The following is a 21,541-nucleotide window of genomic DNA, read 5'->3' on the forward strand; positions in this document are numbered from 1 at the left end:
CACGACATCACGCTGGCAATTGATGTGATATCGCTCACATTATAACGATTAAAATGGTGCAAGGTAGTCCACTGCTACGTTACCGGTAACAATTTGCCGTTAGCTTGATCTCCAGCAATTTTGTCAGATGACATCTACGCCAACGGAGGTACTCATGATTCGCGGCAGCGATCTTTCGCCCCTTCCCTGTGCAATCGCCGCAACCATGCGATTTTAATAATAAAAATATTATAATAATTACCAATTTAAATTCATATAATAAATAATAACAAAGTCTTTTTCTGTATCTTTATTTTTCATGACAACCATGCCATTATCTGTTCCGTTATTAGCCTTTTGTTATGCATCAATATATTTATGTTTTTGACCTTCCCGATCGTATGCCAGTACGGTCGGGATTTTTTTTGCCTTTATCAGATGCATTCGCTTTATCAATGACAAGGATGGAAAAATAACAAAACATAATAATTACATTAAAAAACAATGACAAAACAAAATAAATCGATGAAATACATATCAAATTAAATATAAAAGAAATATTTTGAAGTATTTTATATAATTTTATTACATTTATATTTTTAAAAAAAATGAACTCTACCTATACCATCCAACATAGTAACACCGGATGGCATTACTTATATTCATATGCGCAATAATGCAAAGGAAAATATAATGAAAATAAAAGCTCTGGTACTGTTAGTTCCAGCTTTACTGATGGCTGGTGCAGCGAATGCAGCTGAAGTTTATAACAAAGACGGCAATAAGCTGGATCTGTACGGCAAAGTGGTTGGCCTGCACTATTTCTCAGACCACAGCGGTGATAACGGCGATCAGTCTTACGCACGTATCGGCTTCAAGGGCGAAACCCAAATCACCGATCAGCTGATCGGTTACGGTCAGTGGGAATACAACATTCAGGCCGACACCCCGGAAAGCGATAGCGGTAACAACTCCTGGACCCGTCTTGGCTTCGCCGGTCTGAAATTTGGCGACTTCGGTTCATTCGATTACGGCCGTAACTACGGTGCCATCTACGACATCGAAGCCTGGACCGATATGCTGCCGGAGTTCGGCGGTGACAGCTACACCCAGACCGACGTCTATTTCACCGGCCGTGCAAACGGTATTGCCAGCTATCGTAACAACGATTTCTTCGGCCTTGTGGATGGCCTGAACTTTGCGCTGCAGTATCAGGGCAAAAATGAAGACGGTGGTTCCGGCGAAGGCACCTCAAATGGCGCGGGCGGCAATTTATCGAAAGGCAACGGTGACGGCTTCGCAATGTCCACCACCTACAACTTTACCGATTTCCTGCCAGGCTTAAGCGTAGGTGCAGCCTATTCCAGCTCTGACCGTACCAACGATCAGGTGGTTGCTGGCGGCATCCATAACCGCTACAGCAAATCCGCCGGTGGTGATACCGCTGAAGCCTGGACCATTGGTACCAAATACGACGCTAATGACGTCTATCTGGCGATGATGTATGCCGAAACCAACAACATGACCCGCTATGGCAACGGCGACATTGCCAACAAAACGCAGAACTTCGAAGCTGTGGCACAGTATCAATTTGACTTCGGCCTGCGTCCATCCCTGGCCTGGGTTTATTCCAAGGGCAAAGATATGGGCGGTTACGATGGCCGTCACGGCATTGAGTACACCGACAAAGCGCTGGTGAACTATATTGATGTCGGCGCCACCTACTACTTCAACAAAAACATGTCCACCTACATTGATTACAAAATCAACATGCTGGACGATGACGTACAGTTCTACAAAGATAACGGTATCGCCACTGACGATATCCTGGCTATCGGCCTGGTTTATCAGTTCTAATCGACCGCTGTAAAAAAGCCCGCGTAGCGGGCTTTTTTTATGCTGCCAACTACGGCGCCTCTTGTAGCGCCATCCGCACAAAACCATTGTTCTGCGCCAGAAGGTCGTGCGCTTTCCAGGCATCCAACCCGGTGAGCACCATCAACACCGCCGTCTTACATTGGTGATCGCAGCTTTCCAGCGCCGCTTTTGCTACCGCCCGGCTGCACCCGCCCGCTTCCATCACTATCGCGATTTGACGCTCAACCATATGCGTACCGGTATCGCGGATGTCTACGCGCATATTGCTATAGACTCGTCCGGTGCGAATGGCGAGCCCGGTCGTTAACATGGAGAGCACCATTTTTTGCGCAGCAATCGCCTTTGGATTGCCGTAACCTGCCACCACTTCAGCGCCGGTTTGCGGCGCAATAACGATACTGGCAAGATCGGTTGCTTCGCTTTGTGGATTACGGGTTATCAGCGCGCGTGTTGCCCCCAGAGACCACGCATGGCGCAGCGCGCCCCACAGCCACGGCGTTTTGCCGCTGACGCTTAATGCCACCAGCATATCTTTTTGCGTGAACCCAATAGCCTGAAGATCCAGCACCCCACGATCGTAGTCCTGTGCAGCCCCCGTCATATCGTGCAGCATCGCCAACGCCCCACCGGCAATCAATCCCATGACCGGGTGTTTTTCATCCGGGGAGAATTCGTTGGCGGTCATCACCGCATTACGCCCGGAAGCACCGGCACCAACCATCACCACGCGCCCGCCGTGGCTAAGGGTGGCCACCGCATTATCAATCAGCAGGGTAATGTCGTCGAGACAAGGAGTTATCGCATCAGCAATGCGTTTATCTTCTTGATTAATCACGTTCAACATATCGCGGGTGGACAGTCTATCAATCTCAGCCGTCGTTGAATTGCGTCGTTCCATGACTGAACCGGCAAGCTTAATGCTCATAAACGGACTCCTTATTATGGGTTCTGAAGCAATACTAAAGTGTTTTGTATGGATTGCTCTGCGAGAACGGTCACAAAGAGAGGTTTGGTTTTGTAAGGGAGGATAGCTTTATGAAATCAGGCACATCGGCGATAATGAGTTTTTGACCTCCGATAATAAAAGGTGTTAATGCGCGGTATGCAGCAAACTCAGCCCCAACCGAAGCGCCCGATGAAGCTCAGTACGCTGGTGACGCTGATGGTCTGCAGCGTCATCATTTCCGTATTACTGGTGGTTTACGCCTTCTATTTTGTGCAGATAACCAAAGCCACCCGCTCCGGTGTGGAAGATACCGCCTTTGCTATTGCTCGTACGCTGGCCAACTCCCCGGATATCAAGCGCGGTCTTAGCGAACCGCCGGACCACAATAGCATTCAGCCTATCGCCAGCGCCGTGCAGCAGCACAACGGCCTACTTTACGCCGTAGTCACCAATATGGACGGCGTTCGCTATTCGCACCCGAACGCGCATCTGATAGGCCAGCATTTTATCGGTACCGATCTCCAGCCTGCGCTGAAAGGCAAAGAGAACCTCTCGATTAACCACGGTGTATTGGCCGAAGCCGTACGCGTGTTCACGCCTATTTATAACGACCGCCAGCAGCAGATTGGCGTGGTGATTGTCGGCATTTCGTTGCAAAAAGTGGATGAGCAGATTAACGCCGCCCGCTGGAATGCGATTGGATTCGTGCTGTTTAGCGCCATCGTCGGCGTTCTGGGCATCTGGGGGCTGGTGCGGGTGCTTAAAAACATCCTGTTTGGTCTCGAACCCCACGAAATCTCCAGCCTGTTCGAGCAACGCCAGGCAATGCTGCAATCGATTCGCGAAGGGGTCATTGCCGTCGATGCCAAAGGCCGGGTCACGTTGATTAACCAGGCCGCACGGCAGATCCTGTTTTCACCTCAGGCACCGGCTTTGGGCGCAGTCCAGCATGCGCCGCTGCTGTCGAGTCTGAAAGAGGTGCTGGACAGTGGTACGCCCGTCGAAAACCGCGAAATCGGCTGTAACGGTCGTCTGCTGCTGTGCAACACCGTACCGGTGCTCAACAACCGTCGCGTGATTGGCGCGATCACCACCTTCCGCGATAAAACTGAAATCAGCCAGTTGATGCAGCGAATGGACGGGCTGGTCAACTACGTCGATGCCCTGCGCAGCCACTCCCATGAGTTTATGAACAAGCTGCATGTGATTCTGGGACTGCTGCACATGAAGCGCTACGATAAGCTGGAAGGTTACATCCTGCAGACCGCGCAAAACTACCAGACCGACATTGGCACCTTGCAGCATAAGATCAAATCACCGATCATTGCCGGCTTCCTGCTCGGTAAAATCAACCGAGCCAGCGATGCCGGGATCGCGCTAACCCTGGCCGATGAGAGCCTGATCCCGGACAACCCAAATGAAGAGCAGGTTGCGGTGCTGGTCACGGTGCTAGGTAACCTGATTGAGAACGCGCTGGATGCAATGGCAGATCAGGGTGAAGGCGAAATTGGCCTGTTGCTGCACTACCAGAACGGCTGGCTCAGCGGTGAGGTTAGCGACGATGGCCCGGGTATTGCGGCAAACCGCATCGATGCCATCTTTAATAAAGGATTTTCCACCAAAGGCGAAAACCGCGGTGTCGGGCTATTTTTAGCTCGTCAGCAGACGGAGAATCTCGGCGGGACACTTTCCGTCGAGTCCGAGCCGGGAGTGTTCACCCAATTTTTTGTTCAAATTCCCTGGGATAGCGAGAGGACAAGCGCGTGATAAATGTTTTAATTGTCGATGATGATGCCATGGTGGCCGACCTGAACCGCTGCTACATTGAGCGCGTTGATGGGTTTGTCTGCTGTGGTATCGCCTCCACGCTCCAGCAGGCGAAAGATAAAGTGCAGGATGCTTCCCAGGCCATCGACCTGATTTTACTGGATGTCTACATGCAGCAGGACAACGGTCTGGATCTGCTGCCTATCGTGCGCGACTCGGGCCGCGCCATCGACGTGATTATGATTTCATCCGCCTCGGACGCCGCCACCGTGCAGACGTCGCTGCGCTATGGCGTGGTGGACTATCTCATCAAACCGTTCCAGTTTCCGCGCTTTGAAGAGGCGCTGCTGAGCTGGCGTGAGAAAAAGCAGTTGATGGGCAGCCACGCCTACTACGAGCAGGCTGACGTCGATCGCCTGCTGCATGGCGGTTCGCCAGAATTAGCGGACACGAAGCGGCTGCCAAAGGGGCTCACACCGCAGACGCTGCGCACGCTGTGTCAGTGGATAGATGCGCATCCTGAGACCGAATTCTCCACCGACGATCTGGCGCAGGCGGTCAATATCTCTCGCGTATCCTGCCGTAAATATCTTATCTGGCTGGCGCAGATTAATATTCTGTTCACCAGCATTCACTACGGTGCGACCGGCCGCCCGGTTTATCGCTACCGCTTGCTGCAGGAGCAGTATGGTCTGCTTAAGCAGTACTGCCAGTAAGACGGTACTCGCGGTCCAGCAGCGTAAAACGATAGAGGTGGGATGAAGAGAGCACCACCTCTTTGTTTTTAGTCACAAAAATAGCTTCAATATCCGGGCGTGAACGCAGCGCAGCGCACCCTTTTTCCACGCCCATGCCGTACATCAGCGTGGTCCAGATATCGCCGTCAATCGAGTCGGCGCTGATAATCGTCACGCTGTCCAGTTCATTATCCAGCGGATAGCCGGTACGCGGGTCGAGAATATGGTGATAAAGCTGACCATTTTGCTCAAAGAAACGCTCGTACACGCCGGAGGTCACCACCGATTTATTCTCAATTTCCAGCGTGCCAATCATCGCCCCTGAGGTGGAGAACGGTTTTTTCAGGCCAATTGACCAACCGCCTTCCGGCGTGCCCAGCGTCTGCACGTTACCGCCAAGATTAATCAGCCCCTGCTCAACCCCTTCCTGACGCAGATAGTCGCGTACGCGGTCGGCAATATAGCCCTTGGCAATCGCGCCAAGATCAATTTCCATACCCCTTTGCACCAGATACACGCTGTTATCGTCGTCGTTCAGCACCACCTGCTCAGGATTGGTGAGCGTCAGCAGGTGTGAAATTTCGTCCGCCGGCGGGACGCTGTCGCCTTTAAAGCCAATACGCCAGCGCTTCACCAACGGGCCAATGGCGAGGTTAAATGCGCTTTGCGGCAGCAGGCTCGCCGATTTGGCGCATTTGATCAAAGCATAAACGGGGGCGCTCACGACGACCGGGTGCTGGCCCGCAGCGTGGTTGATATCCATCACCTGCGACTGGGCGCGGTTGACGGTAAGCAGGTCTTCATACTGTTTGATAAGGCGGAAAACGCGTGAGGCGAGCGCCTCGTTATGCGCGAAAAGCTTGAGCAGGATGGGTGACCCCATCAGTACGGCAGAATAGCTGTATACCCTTGTACTGTCTGACATCGATATCCCCTCTGCTGATGGTAACAACCCGGCGTCGCTACGCTCGGCCGGGCTACGGGATGGTGCCATGGGTTAATTACGCGGACTCAAGCATCGCCCAGGGTACCTGCTGCGCACGCTGTGCGGCCTGACGACCGGCAAGCGTACCAAAGATAATAATATCAGCCACCGCGTTCCCGCCAATACGGTTACCGCCGTGGATACCGCCAACCACTTCACCGGCGGCATAAGCACCAGGGATCACCTGTTTGTTGACGTTCAGCACACAGGTATCGGTATTGATGGTGACCCCACCCATGGTGTGGTGTACGCCCGGCGCAATCTGGATGGCGTGATACGGCCCTTCATTCAGCGGCGCACGCAGCGCGGTTTTACGTCCAAACTCTTCGTCATCCTGTTTTTCGACAAAGCCGTTGTAGCGGGTAAGCGTCGCCTGGAAGGGCTGTTCATCCAGACCCAGTTTAGCCGCCAGCTCAGCCGGCGTGCTGGCGCTGGTCACCAGCCCTTTGGCGATGTACTCATCCGCCGCTTTGTTTTTCGTACGAACATGTTCGTCAAACACGATGTAAGCATAGTGCTCCGGCAGCGCAATAATCGCCGCAGACACTTTGTCACGGGTCTCCATCTCATTGAAGAAGCGGTTACCCTGCTGGTTAACCAGAATTGCCCCGCCGCCGCGAATCGACTCAGAAACCAGATAAGAAGTTTTCTGCTCAACGGTCGGGTGAATCTGGATCTCGCCCATATCTACCGTACCGGCACCAATGCGTTCCAGCAGTGCGATACCGCCGCCGGTCGCCCCTTTATGGTTGGTGGTGACGAAGCCCGCCAGGTCCGGACGGTATTTCACCACCATTTCGCTGTTGGCACTAAAGCCGCCGGTCGCCATGATGATACTGCGAGTCTGAATGGCGATCGTTTCCTGCTCGTCGGTTAGCAGGCGTACGGCAGAAACTTCGCCCCCATCCATGACAATATCGACCACGGAGGTATCGAGCATGACATCAATCTGACGTTTTGTGACGTTACGCACAAGGCCGCTGATCAGATAGCCGCCTACCGCAGAGCCATCTTTCGGACGGTGCGTACGGTCAATGCTCATGCCCCCGGTGGTGGTGATGTCGTTCAGCATGATGCCGCGATCCGCCAGCCATTCGATCGCCTGCGGGGCCGTTTCCACGAAGCGGCGCAGCAGCGCTGGGTTATTCTTGTTTTTGCCGCCTTTCAGGGTCTCTTCATAGAACAGCTCTTTGCTGTCCTGAATCCCTTTCACCCGCTGGAAGCGCGTTTCCGCCGCGTTCATCCCAGCTGACGCTTTAATGGTGTTCCCGCCAATGGTCGGCATTTTTTCGACGATCAGCACGCGAGCACCGTCATCGTGCGCCTGGATAGCCGCAGCCAGACCGGCACCGCCGCTCCCGACCACCACTACATCATAAGATTTCGGTGCAGCGGTATCACCACCCTCTTCCGCCACCAACGCTTTGCTGGATTTCACCATCGCTTTGGAGACCGCTTTTTTCACCGCTTCGCTCTGGCTGGTTGCCCCGGAAATGGCATCAACGTGTGGAGTATTAGCATCCAGGATGCGTGAACGAATTTCTTCAAAGCTGGTGACGAACTCTACGTCCTGATCCACGCCGCCGGTCAGTTCAATGTCAGCGATGCGGTCGGTTTCAAGGCTGACGTTAATAACCAGCTCACCGGCTTCATCCTGCACGGTTTCAACGAACACGCCCGGTTTGAATTTAGACACTGACATGCTCATATCGCGAATCATCGCTTCCACCAGCGAGAAACGCCACAGCGGCTCAGGGATGTTCAGCGCTTCACGCTGGGTGCTGTCGATAAACAGATCCAGCGTCTGGCCGTCGGCAATACGTTCGGCCCAGTCCGGATACGCGATGCAAGCGCGACCAACTGCAATCAGGTCGTAGCCGTGTGCCATTGCGCTATCAATATCGCTATCGTTTACCACGCCGCCCACGCCCATCACCGGCACCTGCGCCAGCGTTTCGGAACGCTGGGCAACGTATTTTTCAATCAGCGGCGTTGGGTCGGTGGTGTCCACGATAGACGAACGCAGCGAAGCGCCTACGGAGAAGTGCAGATAGTCCAACCCGCGCGCGGCCAGTTTTTCCAGCAGATACAGGGTGTCGTCAAAGCGGATCCCCGGCACTTCCATCTCTTCCGGCGAGAAACGATAGCCGATGATGAAGGCGTCGTCCGCATACTGGCGAACCATTTTGTGGGTGATATCCAGTACCGCCAGCGGGAATTTCGCGCGGTTATCGCGGCTGCCGCCCCACTCGTCATCACGCTGGTTGGAGTTTGGTGAGTAGAACTGTTGGATAAGATAAGTATTTGCGCCGTGAATCTCGACGCCATCAAAACCTGCCTGAATCGCGCGGCGTACGGCATCGCCGAATTTACCGACCATCCCTTCTACTTCTTCAGCGGTCAGGGCCACCGGCGTTGCCGCGCCATCACGCGGTGCCGCGACGGCGCTTGGGCCAACCGGCGTCCGGCCACCGATCAGTTTCGGGTCGACCATACGGCCACCGTGATAAATCTGCAGCAGCGCTTTGGAGCCTTTTGATTGAATCGCCTCAGCGATTTTCGCCAGCCCGGCGATTTTGTCATCACTGTCGATGCCGAGCGCACCGGGGAACGCCAGGCCTAAATCATCAACAAAACAACATTCTACGATGATGGTGCCAATCAAACCGGCACGCGCACGGTAGTATTCCACCAGCTCGCTACTGACCGAGCCATCATAATAGCCAGAGCAGGTTGTCATTGGCGCCATAAACAGACGGTTTTTAAGCTCGGTACCATTCGGTAAGGTACAAGAGCTCAGTACGCGATGATGATTGTTCATAAGGGTTAACTCCAAACTTTTAAAAATTAAAATTTAAGAATTCGGGATCGGGCTGCATTTGAGTTATTTGTTATGCCGATATCATGATATTAATATAGCGATAATTTTAGTTACTAAAGTTATTACGTTAGTTATAAAACTATTTAATCCCTTAAATAACACACATACTCCTATGGTGTTACTAATTTAATTCCGTTTTATTCACAATTATTTAATATATATGAGTACAATTATAACTTTCTTAACAGTGGTCGAACCAGTGTTTCATTATTTAAAACAACAATAAAATCAACGCGTTATCACAACATCGCGTACGATTAATAACATTTTATTTAGAAATTAATTTAACCTAACACCATTAATACCCTATAACCTAATAGGGTTATTACTTAAAGTATAAAAATAATGTTGTGGTTGTGCTTTTTTGATCGCGATCAATTGTAATAGCCTCCAAAAGCGCATTATATGAATATAAGATTTTTTAAACCTGGCGCTAAATAATATAGCGACATCGACCTTATATACGAAATTGCCAGCCGTACTTTTGAAATCTAAATAAAGTAAAAAAACTAAAAAAAGCAAAGCGGCAGTTTTAGCGAACCGAATTATTAACTACTTATAGAAGCGTAATATGAACGAGAAATCTGCGACATCGCACTCGCCGACTCCGGTGAGTAAACCAAAGGACGGTAAGAAAAACCGTCTTCTGATGATGGCACTGCCTATTATCGTGGCCGTGCTGCTCCTCTTTGTCCCGGTTCCTGACGGGCTTCCACCGTATGCATGGCACTATTTCGCTATCTTCGTCGGCGTGATTGTCGGCCTTATCTTTGAACCACTGCCGGGCGCCGTTATCGGCCTGACCGGGGTGGTTGCCATTGCCCTGTGCAGCCAGTGGGTGCTGTTCAGCCCTGAACAGATGGCAGCACCAAAGTTCCAGCTGGCAGGCGCCTCCTTTAAATGGGCGGTCAGCGGCTTCGGCAACTCTACCGTCTGGCTTATCTTCGGTGCGTTTATGTTCGCCGCCGGTTACGATAAAACCCGATTCGGCCGCCGTCTGGCGCTGATTCTGGTGAAATATCTGGGCCGTCGCAGCCTGACGCTCGGCTACGCTATCACGCTGGCCGACCTGCTGCTGGCACCGTTTACCCCGTCCAACACCGCGCGTAGCGGCGGGACTATCTACCCGATTATCGCCAACCTGCCGCCGCTGTACGGCTCAAAACCAAACGACCCAAGCGCGCGTAAAATTGGCTCTTATCTGATGTGGGTGGCGATTACCGCCGCCTGTATCACCAGTTCTATGTTCCTTTCCGCCCTGGCCCCTAACCTGCTGGCGCTGGCATTGGTGAAAAGCATCGTCGGTATCAACATCTCCTGGGGCACCTGGTTTATCGCCTTCCTGCCGCTGGGCCTGCTGTTAATTCTGACCATGCCGCTGCTGGCCTACTGGTTCTATCCACCAGAAGTGAAGGTGAACGATGAAGTGCCGCTGTGGGCTGCCCGTGAGCTGGAAAAACTGGGCAAGCTGTCCCGTAACGAAATCCTGCTGCTGGTCTTCGTCTGCTGCGCATTGATGATGTGGATCTTCGCCGCTCAGTGGATTGAACCGGCAATGGCGGCTCTGTTGATTATCGGCCTGATGCTGTGGACCGGCGTGCTGGAGTGGAGCGACATCACCGGTAATAAAGCCGCGTGGAACACCTTCGTGTGGTTCGCCACCCTGGTTGCTCTCGCCGACGGCCTCTCCTCTACCGGCTTTATCGGCTGGTTGGGCAAAGAAGGCGGCATGCTGATGAGCGGTATCTCTCCAGGCGTGGCAACCATCGTGCTGCTGCTGGCGTTCTACCTGCTGCACTACCTGTTTGCCAGCACCACCGCGCACACCACCGCGCTGCTGCCAGCGATGCTGACCATCGCCTCAACCATTCCGGGCATGAACATGAACGTCTTCGTGCTGCTGATGGTGACCTCGCTGGGTATCATGGGGATCATCACCCCGTACGGCACCGGCCCAAGCCCTATCTACTACGGCAGCGGATATCTGCCGACCAAAGACTACTGGCGCCTTGGCACCATCTTTGGGGGCATCTTCCTGGTAGCGCTGCTGGTCATCGGCTACCCATGGATGTCTATGATGTTCTGATTCATAACCGTCGGGGGGCAACCTCCGGCGGTTTTATTTTTATGGAGTGAAGCGCTATGTCGAACAAATCATTTTACTATCAGAATCCCTTCCCGCTGTCTCACGACGATACCGAATACTACCTGCTCAGCCGTGAGCACGTCTCAGTAAGTCAGTTTGACGGCCAGGACGTGTTAAAAGTGGAACCTGAAGCCCTGACGTTGCTTGCCCAGCAGGCTTTCCACGACGCCGCCTTTATGCTGCGCCCTTCCCACCAGAAGCAGGTTGCTGCCATTCTGAGTGACCCACAAGCCAGTGAAAACGATAAATACGTTGCCCTGCAGTTCCTGCGTAACTCCGACATTGCCGCCAAAGGCGTGCTGCCAACCTGTCAGGATACCGGCACGGCGATCATCATGGGGAAAAAAGGCCAGCGCGTCTGGACCGGCGGCGGCGATGAAGCGGCGCTGTCTCAGGGCGTATACAACACCTATATCTCCGACAACCTGCGCTACTCGCAGAACGCGGCGCTGGATATGTATAAAGAGGTGAACACCGGTACTAACCTGCCGGCGCAGATTGACCTCTACAGCGTCGACGGTGACGAATACAAGTTCCTGTGCATCGCCAAAGGCGGCGGTTCAGCCAACAAAACCTATCTCTACCAGGAAACCAAAGCGCTGATCACCCCAGCGAAGTTGAAAAACTATCTGGTGGAAAAAATGCGCACCCTTGGTACCGCGGCCTGCCCGCCGTACCACATCGCTTTCGTGATTGGTGGTACCTCGGCGGAAGTGACGCTGAAAACAGTCAAACTGGCTTCAACCCGTTATTACGACGGTCTGCCAACCGAAGGCAACGAGCACGGCCAGGCGTTCCGCGACGTGAATCTGGAAAAAGAGCTGATGATCGAGGCGCAGAATCTGGGCCTGGGTGCACAGTTCGGCGGCAAATACTTCGCCCACGATATCCGCGTTGTCCGTCTGCCGCGTCACGGTGCTTCCTGCCCGATCGGCATGGGCGTCTCCTGCTCCGCCGACCGTAACATTAAAGCCAAAATCAACCGTGACGGTATCTGGATTGAGAAGCTGGAACATAACCCGGCGCAGTACATTCCCGAAGCGCTGCGCGAACAGGGTGAAGGCGACGCGGTCAGCATCAACCTCAATCAACCGATGAGTGACATTCTGGCCCAGCTTTCCGCCCACCCGGTATCCACCCGCCTATCGCTGAACGGTACCATTATCGTTGCCCGCGACATCGCCCACGCCAAACTGAAAGAGCTGCTGGATAACGGCGAAGAGTTGCCGCAGTACGTAAAAGATCACCCAATCTACTACGCAGGCCCAGCCAAAACGCCGGAAGGTTATGCCTCAGGTTCTTTAGGCCCAACTACCGCTGGACGTATGGACTCCTACGTTGACCTGCTGCAGTCCCATGGCGCCAGCATGGTGATGCTGGCGAAAGGCAACCGCAGCCAGCAGGTGACCGATGCCTGCCATCAACATGGCGGTTTCTATCTTGGCAGCATTGGCGGCCCGGCGGCCGTTCTGGCACAGAGCAGCATCAAGAGCCTGGAATGCGTGGCCTACCCTGAACTGGGGATGGAGGCTATCTGGAAAATCGAAGTGGAAAACTTCCCGGCCTTTATTCTGGTGGACGATAAAGGGAACGACTTCTTCCAGCAAATTCAGAATAAGCAGTGCGCAGGGTGTCCTCAGCGTTAAATTTACCCCCCCCGTCATTGCGGGGGGATTTATTTTAGGACTTTTCTTAACACAAATATAAATTAGCTAATCCCTGCACAACACCGTCTCCGAAACAATATTCCACTCTTGTTCCCATAAATTCAGGTAGTTCATCAGAAATATCATTGCCGATATACTCCCCTCGATTTTTAAACTCATCGATAAACACAACACAATAATCTTTATAGGATTTTTAAAGTGAAAAAACTATCTCTGGCAGTTTTGGCTATGGGAGTCCTGACAAGTGGAATGGCAATTGCGGATAGCCAAAGCGTTTCGATTGGTTATGCCCAGGCCGACGTTAAAGACTTCAAGAATATCCGTGGCGTTAACCTACAATATCGCTACGAATTTGATTCTCCGTTCAGCGTTGTCGGCTCATTTACCTATATGAGTGGCAGCGAAGACCGTAATTATTATGTTGATTCTGATTCGGTCAACACCAATATTGACGTTAAATATTACTCACTGATGGTCGGCCCGGCCTACCGCATCAACGAATATGTCTCCCTTTATGCGTTGGGCGGTGCGGCGCGAACCAAAGCCGATATCGATGTGAAATGGCTGGAGTCGAGCAATAACGAAATTTATCGTGAGAGCGAGTCTCGCCATTCCACCTCCTTCGCCTACGGCGCAGGGATCATCATCAACCCAATCGAAAACTTGACGGTAAACGTTGGCTACGAAGGCACCACCGCCGATATCGAAGACAAATACCAGATCAACGGTTTCAACATCGGGGTCGGCTATCGTTTCTAAGCCACTCTGCCGTGCGGCTTCTTACTCTTGCGGGTGAGAAGCCGCCAGCCTCCGTCACGGTGAATTTTGCCAGACGCCGTCACAAAATTACCGCCCGCCCCTTTTGTATAGTAAACAAAATACCTACACTGCGTTGCCATTAACCTACTGACTATCGGGAAGACGGCAATGCGATTAGGGCTGGATATTGGCGGGACCAAAATTGAGGCTGTAGTATTAGATGACCAGGGCGAGACGCTTTACCGCCAGCGCTACAGTACGCAAAAACAGAGCTACGATGCTTTTTTCCACTCGGTTATCACGGCAATTGACGCCGCTAGAGCGGCAACCACTTACTCACTATCCATTGGGCTTGGCATACCTGGCGCCTCTGCCACCGACGGGCTTATCAAGAATTCCAATATTCTGGTATTGAACCAGCAACCCTTTGTGCAACAGCTTGAACAGCATTTCAATATGCCCGTTGCGGTGACCAACGACGCCAATTGTTTCACCTTGTCAGAAGCCATCGACGGTGCGGGGAAAGGCTATGGCGTGGTGTTTGGCGTGATCCTAGGCACCGGCTGCGGCGGCGGGTTGTGCGTAGATAATCGGCTGATCACGGGGCCGAACGCCTGCGCCGGTGAGTGGGGGCATAACGTACTGCCACACTATCATCCTGCGAAAGACGGCGAGTCGGCGCAGTGCTACTGCGGCCAAACCAACTGCATCGAGAGCTTTATCTCCGGCAGCGGCCTTGAACGTCAACATGCTCAATTGTTTAGTAAACATGATAAAGTCCCGCAGATCGTTGCCCGACTGAACGCAGGTGAAGAACCGGTTGCTGCACTATGGGAACGCTATCAGGATCAGGTTGCCCGGGCGCTGGCGGGCGTCGTTAATACCCTCGACCCGGATGCGATTGTCATCGGCGGCGGCGTTTCGAATATCCCGCAACTCTATGACGGGCTACAGGCGCGTATTGCACAGTATGTCTTCGGTAAACAGTGCTGCACCCCAATTCTACAGGCGCGCCACGGCGACAGCAGCGGCGTCCGCGGCGCGGCCTGGCTCGGTGCCCAACGTAAAGCATAAAGACAGGATATGAACAGGTGAAAGCCGTCAGAATCAGAGATATCGCCGCCGCCTGCGGCGTGTCGCCGGGTGCGGTCTCCCGCGCATTAAAGGGCCAGCCAGGCCTGCGGGAAGAGACGCGGCAGCGCATTATTGCGGCGGCGGAGCAGCAGGGCTACGACTTTGGCCGCCTGCGCAGCGAGAAGATCAAACGGGTGCTGTTTTTGTTGCACCGTCAGCACAATATCAGCCGCGCGCTGCCGTTCTACTCGCCGCTGTTTTTGGGGCTGGAGTCCGCCTGCCGTGAACAGAGCATCGCGCTGAGCTTTTTGTCCGTTGGCCCCGGTGATGCCGTCGCCGAACAGGTGATGCTCCACCAGCCGGATGCATTAATCTGCGCGGGGTTCTTTGAGCCGGAGCTGCTGGCGGTGCTCGAACAGTTGAAGCTGCCGCTGGTGCTGGTCGATCTCTGGTCGCCTGGCCTGCCCTGCGTCAACCCGGATAACCTACAGGGCGGCTATCTCGCCACTCAACATTTGCTGGAACAAGGGCGCACGCGTATCGCGTTTTTGGCCAGTACGCTGGGCCATTACAGCATTCGTCAGCGTGAAAAAGGGTATCGTCAGGCGCTGTACGACGCGAAGCTGCTGATGCCGCCGGAGTATGAAGCCATCGCCTTACCGCAGCTGGATACCGAGCAGTCGCTGCTGCGGGCGATAAACGAACTGTTCGACCTTGCTGAACCGCCGGATGCCCTTTTTGCCTACAACGATGCCACTGCACTGCTGGTGCTGCAGGTGTGCGCCGAACGTGGCTTACGGGTGCCGGAAGATGTCGCGGTGGTGGGGTTTGATGATATTGAGCCTGCGGCCTGGTCGCAGCCGCCGCTGACCACCCTGGCGGTGGATAAACAACAGCTGGCGCGGGAAGCGCTGGATATTTTGCTCAGTGAACGAGTGGAGGCAAACGTGATGTTGCCGGTGGAATTGGTGGTGCGAGGTAGCTCTGGTGCCTGATCCCGGGGTCGGCGTGAACGCCTCGCCCGGGCTACTTATCCTGTAGCCCGGGCAAAGCGTAGCGCGCCGGGAAGGCAGACGATTATGGCGTCACGATATTGAACCAGAACTCGAACGTATCCATATAGCTCAACAGCTCATCCACTTTGGCATGGTTACCGGAGATGCGCACATCGCCCTGGTTTTCCGCCTGCTTCAGCGTCTCTTCCTTAAGGATAATCTTGTTCAAAGTCGCGCGGTTAAGCGTAATAGAGGCATCGGCATTGCTGGCCTGCGCGTTCGCGCTGTGGTTCAGTACACCGTTTTCCAGCTCCAGCTTATACTTGCCGCCATCGCTGCCTAAATCGACATTGAAGACCGCTTTGGCATTCGCCGCTTTTTCACCATTAATGTGAACCGCCAGATAGTCAAAGAACATCTCCGGCGACATCGCCTTCACCGTATCCGGGCTGGCGGTGTTCGGCGTTGGTCCTTTCACCACGCCGTTACGCAGCTCCTGCGCACCGGTCAGGTAGAAGTTACGCCACGGGCCCGACTCGGCTTGATAGCCCATCTGCTCAAGCGCATCGGCTTCCAGACTACGCGCAGCTTTATTGCTCGGATCGGCGAACACCACCTGATTGGTCACCTGCGCTACCCAGCGGTAGTTACCCTTCACAAAGTCGGCTTCCGCTTTTTGCATAATGGCGTCGGCACCGCCCATATACTCCACGTATTTCTTCGCAGCCGCTACCGGCGGCAGTTCGTCCAGAGTTGCCGGGTTACCGTTAAACCAGCCGAGATAGAAGACATAGGTCGCCTTCACATCGTGACTGACCGAGCCATAATAGCCGCGGCTGGCCCAGGTTTGCGCCAGACTGTCCGGCAGCTTAAAGTTAGCGGCGATTTCATCACGGGTCAGCCCCTGGTTTGCCATACGCAGGGTCTGGTCATTGATATAGCGGTACATATCGCGCTGGCCTTTCATCAGCTTGACAACGTTCTCGTTGCCCCAGGTCGGCCAGTGGTGCTGAGCGATAATGATCTTCGCTTTCCCGCCCCAGCGGTCGATAACGTCGTTGACGTACTTCGACCAGGCCAGCGGATCGCGGATTTTCGCGCCGCGCAGCGAGTAGGTATTGTGCAGCGTATGGGTCACATCTTCCGCCGCCTCAATCATTCCCTTCTCTTCGACATACCACAGCATTTCAGACGGCGCTTCCGAACCCGGTGCCATCATAAAATCGTAGGTCAGGCCATCGATCACCTCTTTCTGACCGGTATGGGTGATGTAGTTGGTCGGCTCAATCAGCGTCACCGTACCGGCTGACGTGGTGGTACCCAGCCCCGCGCCAACCTGACCTTTCGCGTCCGGTTTCAGCAGGTTACCGTACATATAGCTGGCACGACGGCTCATGGCATTCCCGGCCATGATATTTTCAGACACCGCTTCCTGCATAAAGCCTGCAGGCGCATAGACTTTCACCTTGCCGGATTTCACATCGGCTTCGTCCACGACGCCGCGCACGCCACCGTAATGGTCAACGTGGCTATGGGTATAAATCACCGCGACGACCGGCTTTTTACCGCGATTCTTATAGTAGAGATCCATCCCTACCTTCGCCGTTTCCGCCGAGACCAGCGGGTCGATAACCGTGATCCCCTCTTTCCCTTCCATAATGGTCATATTGGAAAGGTCGAGGTTACGAATCTGGTAGACGCCGTCGGTCACTTCAAACAGGCCGCCGATATTGATGAGCTGCGACTGACGCCACAGACTTGGGTTGACCGTATCCGGCGCTTTCTCGCCCTCTTTAATAAACGCGTACTGCTGCGGGTTCCAGACCACGTTACCCTGCTTACCTTTAATCAGCTCTGGCGGCAGCGGCGCAATAAATCCTTTGTGCGCATTAGCGAAATCGGTTTTATCCGCGAAAGGCAGTTGCGCATACAACGCATCATTCGCCTCTTTGGTTTGTGCCGTTGCCGCTTTACCTGGCTCCTGCGCCATTGCCGGAAGGGAAATGACGGCGCTCGAGCACACGCCAGCGATGGCCATATAGCCCGCTAATTTTTTCAGTTTCATAAAGCCTCTATTCATAACATTGCGCCGCACAAAGGAGGTTGCTTATTGATATAAGCCACGGCGTGAGAGTTTTCGATTGAATAACGATGAGGTAAGAGTAACACCGGTATTTAGCGAGGGGAAAACATGAACCATTTAAATTTAAATTTATACTGCAAGCCCACAATGCATTTAAAAATAAACAAATCGTTGGTCGTCAGGCCTCGGTATAAAAAGATAATAGGCAGCTTATTCGTTAAGCCTGGAAACACCATGTATAAAGTGACTGTTTTGCTTCTGGCCGCCACGTTAACGGCGTGCAGTGCCGATAAACCGCAAACGTTGAGCAAAATTGATGCCCTGCAAATTCCGGTGGTCGCACAGAGCCCATACCCTGCGGAGCCCAACGCGCTCGCTGCACAATATCAGAACAATGAGCGCATCATAGAAAACGTCACCGATGCGCTAAAAACACAGTATCTACAGAATGTTAGCAGCCGTGACATTTTCGACGTTCATAGCGAGGCACACCAGGTCTACGCGGCGCTATCCAAGCTCGACCAGCTGCAGCTTATCAACCGCTATTATCTGAAAGCGCAGAATCTCGACGGCCTTAACCACGTGGGCAGTTCACTGCAGCCATTGGAAAAAGGATAAAAAAAAGCTCACTCATCATCGATGAGTGAGCTTTTTTCATTGAACTAAAATCCCTCAGGCAAGCTGCTGACGGACATTAAATAACCCCCGCGCTTAAACTCGATATAATGACCGTTTTTAAGCGCCGATAATACATTTAATACGCTACTGCGCGAGAGATGCGTACGCTCCTGAATATAATCCAGGATCGATATTTTCATGCGCGTCTCTTCAGGCAGTAATATCATCTCTTGCAGGTGATTACGAATCACCGAATAGGTGCGCTGTTGCACCACCAGCGCGTCACGATAAAAAAGATAGGCGGTGTGATACGACAACACCGAAGCCACATCTTCCCAGACGCCCTCGTCACGGAACATCTGCATCGCCGTTTGTGCATCCACGCGTAGAATGGTCGATTCCGACTCTGCCCGCAGCAAATGGCCGCGTACCGGCTGGATCATCTCAGCAATACCGAACAGATGAGGGTCATACACGGTGACAATCAGCAGGCCGTCTGACGCCCGTAAGATGGAGAGTTCACCTTCCAGAAAGAGAAAAAGCTGCGGCTGGTTTTTGTGCGTCCAAGTCATCCGTTTACGGGGAACCACCTTCATTTTTTCGGCTATCGGCTGCAGCAGCGCCGTCAATCGTTGAATGCTCTGCTCCGGGCGAATCGGCGGTAAATTTTGCATAGTCCTACCTGTAAAAATGACACAACGTTGCATTTACGCACATCGACAGATGTGCCATAAAGCGCAACGTTGTTTAAATTCAAACCAATAAAAGCTTGTCCTGACGGTAGGCCGGATAAGCTTAGCGCCATCCGGCCTACAGGGTTATGGCGTGACGATATTGAACCAGAAATCAAACTTGTCCATATAGCCCAGCATCTCGTCGAGTTTTGCTCCGTTGCCGCTGATCTTCACTTCGCCCTTATCTTCAGCCTGTTTAAGCGTTTCCTCTTTCAGGATGATTTTATTCAGGGTTGCCCTATCCAGGGTCAGCGTCGCATCAGCATCTTTCGCTTCCGCGTTGGCGGTATGGTTCAGCACGCCGTTTTCCAGCTCCAGCTTATATTTGCCGCCATCATTGCCCAAATCAATGTTAAACACCGACTTCGCTTTCCCAGCCTTCTCACCGTTGATATGTACGGCCAGATAGTCAAAGAACATTTCCGGCGTCATCGCACGCACCGTGTCCGGGCTGGCAGTGTTCGGCGTTGGCCCTTTCACCACGCCGTTACGCAGCTCCTGCGCGCCGGTCAGGTAGAAGTTACGCCACGGGCCCGATTCGGCCTGATAACCCAGCTGCTCCAGCGCATCGGCTTCCAGGTTGCGCGCATCCTGGTTTTGCGGGTCGGCAAAGACCACTTTGCTGACCACCTGCGCCACCCAACGGTAGTTGCCCTGGTCGTAATCCTCTTTGGCTTTTTTCAGAATCGCCTCAGCGCCGCCCATATAGTCGACAAATTTCTTCGCCGCTTCTTCAGGTGGCAGCTCGTCGAGCGTCGCCGGGTTGCCGTCGAACCAGCCGAGGTACAGCACGTAGGTGGCCTTCACGTCGTGGCTCACCGAGCCATAGTAACCACGGTTAGCCCAGGTATTTGCCAGGCTGTCCGGCAGCTTGAAGTTGGCGGCGATTTCATCCCGGGTCAGCCCTTCGTTTGCCATACGCAGCGTCTGGTCGTTGATGTAACGATAGAGGTCACGCTGGCTCTTCAGCAGATTCACCACGTTTTCATTGCCCCAGGTTGGCCAGTGGTGCTGCGCCATAATCACTTCCGCTTTATCACCCCAGCGAACAATCGCTTCGTTGATGTATTTCGACCACGGCAGCGGTTCACGAATCTTCGCGCCGCGCAGCGAGTAGGTGTTGTGCAGCGTATGCGTCACGTCCTCTGCCGATTCAATAAGCTTTTTCTCTTCAATAAACCACAGCATTTCAGACGGCGCTTCTGAGCCAGGAGCCAGCATAAAGTCATAGGTCAGCCCATCAATCGTCTCTTTCTGCCCATCTTTATCGATAATATTGGTCGGTGCGATTAAGGTGACGGTCCCGGCCGAGGTGGTGGTACCCAGCCCTGCGCCAACCTGCCCTTTCGCATCCGGTTTCAACAGGTTGCCGTACATGTAGCTGGCGCGGCGACTCATTACGTTACCGGCCATAATGTTTTCCGCCACCGCCGCTTCCATAAAGCCGGACGGTGCGTACACTTTAACTTTGCCGGATTTCACATCGGCTTCATCCACCACTCCGCGCACGCCACCGTAGTGGTCAACGTGGCTGTGGGTGTAAATGATTGCCACCACCGGCTTTTTGCCGCGGTTTTTGTAGTACAGGTCCATCCCCACTTTGGCGGTTTCCGCCGAGACCAGTGGGTCAACGACGGTGATCCCCTCTTTCCCTTCGATAATGGTCATGTTGGAAAGATCGAGGTTGCGAATCTGGTAGACGCCATCGGTCACTTCAAACAGCCCGCTGATGTTGATCAGCTGCGACTGACGCCACAGGCTAGGGTTGACGGTAGCCGGGGCTTTTTCGCCCTCTTTGATAAAGGCGTACTGTTGCGGGTTCCAGATAACGTTGCCCTGCTCGCCTTTAATCACATCGGTTGGCAGCGCGGCGATAAAGCCTTTGTGGGCGTTGGTGAAATCGGTATTGTCGGAGAAAGGCAGCTGAGTTAAGAGTGCGTCATTAGCTTTTTGCGTGGTATCCGTCGCCTCTTTCGGCGTCACGTCGGCATAGGCCGGGAGGATAATTGTCGACATAAAACCTGCCAGCGCCAGGCTTCTGACAATAAGCTTTATTTTCATTATGACCCTCGATTTTACAGTATTTTATATAACCCCAGAAGGTAATCGGTTGAGATACATTATTTTTCCTCACCCTATAAAAACATAACCAGGAATCGCCATTACGCAAGGAAGAATAGTTGATAAAAATAGGGTTTTTATGTTGAGATATAATCCTTTTAAATCAACATGTTAAATGACCTCCTTTAATTTGACGAATTGTATTTCATGTACTAGAAAAAATAACAATTT

General features: G+C 53.1%; 15 protein-coding genes. 9 read left to right on the plus strand and 6 right to left on the minus strand.

The window, feature by feature from the left end; genetic code table 11:
* Window positions 1–672 precede the first annotated feature (672 nt).
* Window positions 673–1,836, plus strand: a complete 1,164-nt coding sequence (gene ompC / locus FHC49_RS06650) for a porin OmpC (protein ID WP_220439326.1) — start codon at window positions 673–675, stop codon at window positions 1,834–1,836.
* Window positions 1,837–1,885: 49 nt separating this feature from the next.
* Here ompC and FHC49_RS06655 read toward each other — a convergent pair whose 3' ends face one another.
* A complete protein-coding gene (locus tag FHC49_RS06655) occupies window positions 1,886–2,782 on the minus strand; it encodes an N-acetylmuramic acid 6-phosphate etherase (protein ID WP_220439328.1) in 897 nt (298 codons plus the stop codon).
* A 168-nt stretch (window positions 2,783–2,950) separates the two neighbouring features.
* Between FHC49_RS06655 and FHC49_RS06660 the strand changes: the two genes are divergently transcribed.
* A complete protein-coding gene (locus FHC49_RS06660; protein WP_185669476.1) occupies window positions 2,951–4,570 on the plus strand; it encodes a sensor histidine kinase in 1,620 nt (539 codons plus the stop codon).
* Entirely contained in the window at window positions 4,567–5,286 is a 720-nt protein-coding gene (dcuR, locus tag FHC49_RS06665; RefSeq protein WP_185669477.1) for a two-component system response regulator DcuR, read from the plus strand. Before FHC49_RS06660 ends, dcuR begins: the two co-directional genes overlap by 4 nt.
* Here dcuR and FHC49_RS06670 read toward each other — a convergent pair.
* Both FHC49_RS06670 and FHC49_RS06675 read right to left on the minus strand, forming a co-directional pair.
* Complete coding sequence (locus FHC49_RS06670; protein WP_220439330.1) at window positions 5,267–6,232, minus strand: FAD:protein FMN transferase; 966 nt, start codon at window positions 6,230–6,232, stop codon at window positions 5,267–5,269. The genes dcuR and FHC49_RS06670 overlap by 20 nt on opposite strands.
* 76 nt (window positions 6,233–6,308) lie before the next feature.
* Window positions 6,309–9,113 (minus strand): flavocytochrome c, encoded by a 2,805-nt coding sequence (locus FHC49_RS06675; RefSeq protein WP_220439332.1) that lies wholly within the window; start codon window positions 9,111–9,113, stop codon window positions 6,309–6,311.
* Between the two features lie 631 nt (window positions 9,114–9,744).
* On the opposite strand from FHC49_RS06675, the gene FHC49_RS06680 reads away from it, so the two are divergent.
* From FHC49_RS06680 to FHC49_RS06700, 5 genes are all read left to right on the plus strand, one after another.
* Window positions 9,745–11,259, plus strand: coding sequence for a DASS family sodium-coupled anion symporter (locus FHC49_RS06680; protein ID WP_191092161.1), 1,515 nt, complete (start codon window positions 9,745–9,747; stop codon window positions 11,257–11,259).
* A 56-nt stretch (window positions 11,260–11,315) separates the two neighbouring features.
* Window positions 11,316–12,965: a class I fumarate hydratase FumA gene (gene fumA / locus FHC49_RS06685; protein ID WP_220439334.1), complete on the plus strand. Its 1,650-nt coding sequence runs from the start codon at window positions 11,316–11,318 to the stop codon at window positions 12,963–12,965.
* A gap of 219 nt (window positions 12,966–13,184) precedes the next feature.
* Window positions 13,185–13,745 (plus strand): Ail/Lom family outer membrane beta-barrel protein, encoded by a 561-nt coding sequence (locus FHC49_RS06690; protein WP_220439335.1) that lies wholly within the window; start codon window positions 13,185–13,187, stop codon window positions 13,743–13,745.
* A gap of 168 nt (window positions 13,746–13,913) precedes the next feature.
* On the plus strand, window positions 13,914–14,819 hold the full coding sequence (locus tag FHC49_RS06695) for an ROK family protein (RefSeq protein WP_185669482.1): 906 nt from the start codon (window positions 13,914–13,916) through the stop codon (window positions 14,817–14,819).
* Between the two features lie 17 nt (window positions 14,820–14,836).
* Window positions 14,837–15,814 (plus strand): LacI family DNA-binding transcriptional regulator, encoded by a 978-nt coding sequence (locus tag FHC49_RS06700; RefSeq protein WP_220439336.1) that lies wholly within the window; start codon window positions 14,837–14,839, stop codon window positions 15,812–15,814.
* A gap of 82 nt (window positions 15,815–15,896) precedes the next feature.
* On the opposite strand, the gene FHC49_RS06705 is transcribed toward FHC49_RS06700, so the two are convergent.
* Entirely contained in the window at window positions 15,897–17,879 is a 1,983-nt protein-coding gene (locus tag FHC49_RS06705; RefSeq protein WP_220439337.1) for an alkyl/aryl-sulfatase, read from the minus strand.
* A 252-nt stretch (window positions 17,880–18,131) separates the two neighbouring features.
* Here FHC49_RS06705 and FHC49_RS06710 point away from each other — a divergent pair, with 252 nt between their 5' ends.
* Window positions 18,132–18,515 carry a hypothetical protein gene (locus FHC49_RS06710; RefSeq protein ID WP_185669485.1) on the plus strand — a complete coding sequence of 128 codons (384 nt, stop codon included), beginning with the start codon at window positions 18,132–18,134 and terminating at the stop codon, window positions 18,513–18,515.
* A 44-nt stretch (window positions 18,516–18,559) separates the two neighbouring features.
* Here the strand turns inward: FHC49_RS06710 and FHC49_RS06715 are convergent, their stop codons facing one another.
* Window positions 18,560–19,189 carry a winged helix-turn-helix transcriptional regulator gene (locus FHC49_RS06715; protein WP_220439338.1) on the minus strand — a complete coding sequence of 210 codons (630 nt, stop codon included), beginning with the start codon at window positions 19,187–19,189 and terminating at the stop codon, window positions 18,560–18,562.
* A 144-nt stretch (window positions 19,190–19,333) separates the two neighbouring features.
* Complete coding sequence (locus FHC49_RS06720) at window positions 19,334–21,310, minus strand: alkyl/aryl-sulfatase (protein WP_185669487.1); 1,977 nt, start codon at window positions 21,308–21,310, stop codon at window positions 19,334–19,336.
* Window positions 21,311–21,541 lie beyond the last annotated feature (231 nt).

The sequence above is a fragment of the Kluyvera sp. EC_51 genome (genome assembly GCF_019584505.1).
Taxonomy (GTDB): Bacteria; Pseudomonadota; Gammaproteobacteria; order Enterobacterales; family Enterobacteriaceae; genus Kluyvera; species Kluyvera sichuanensis.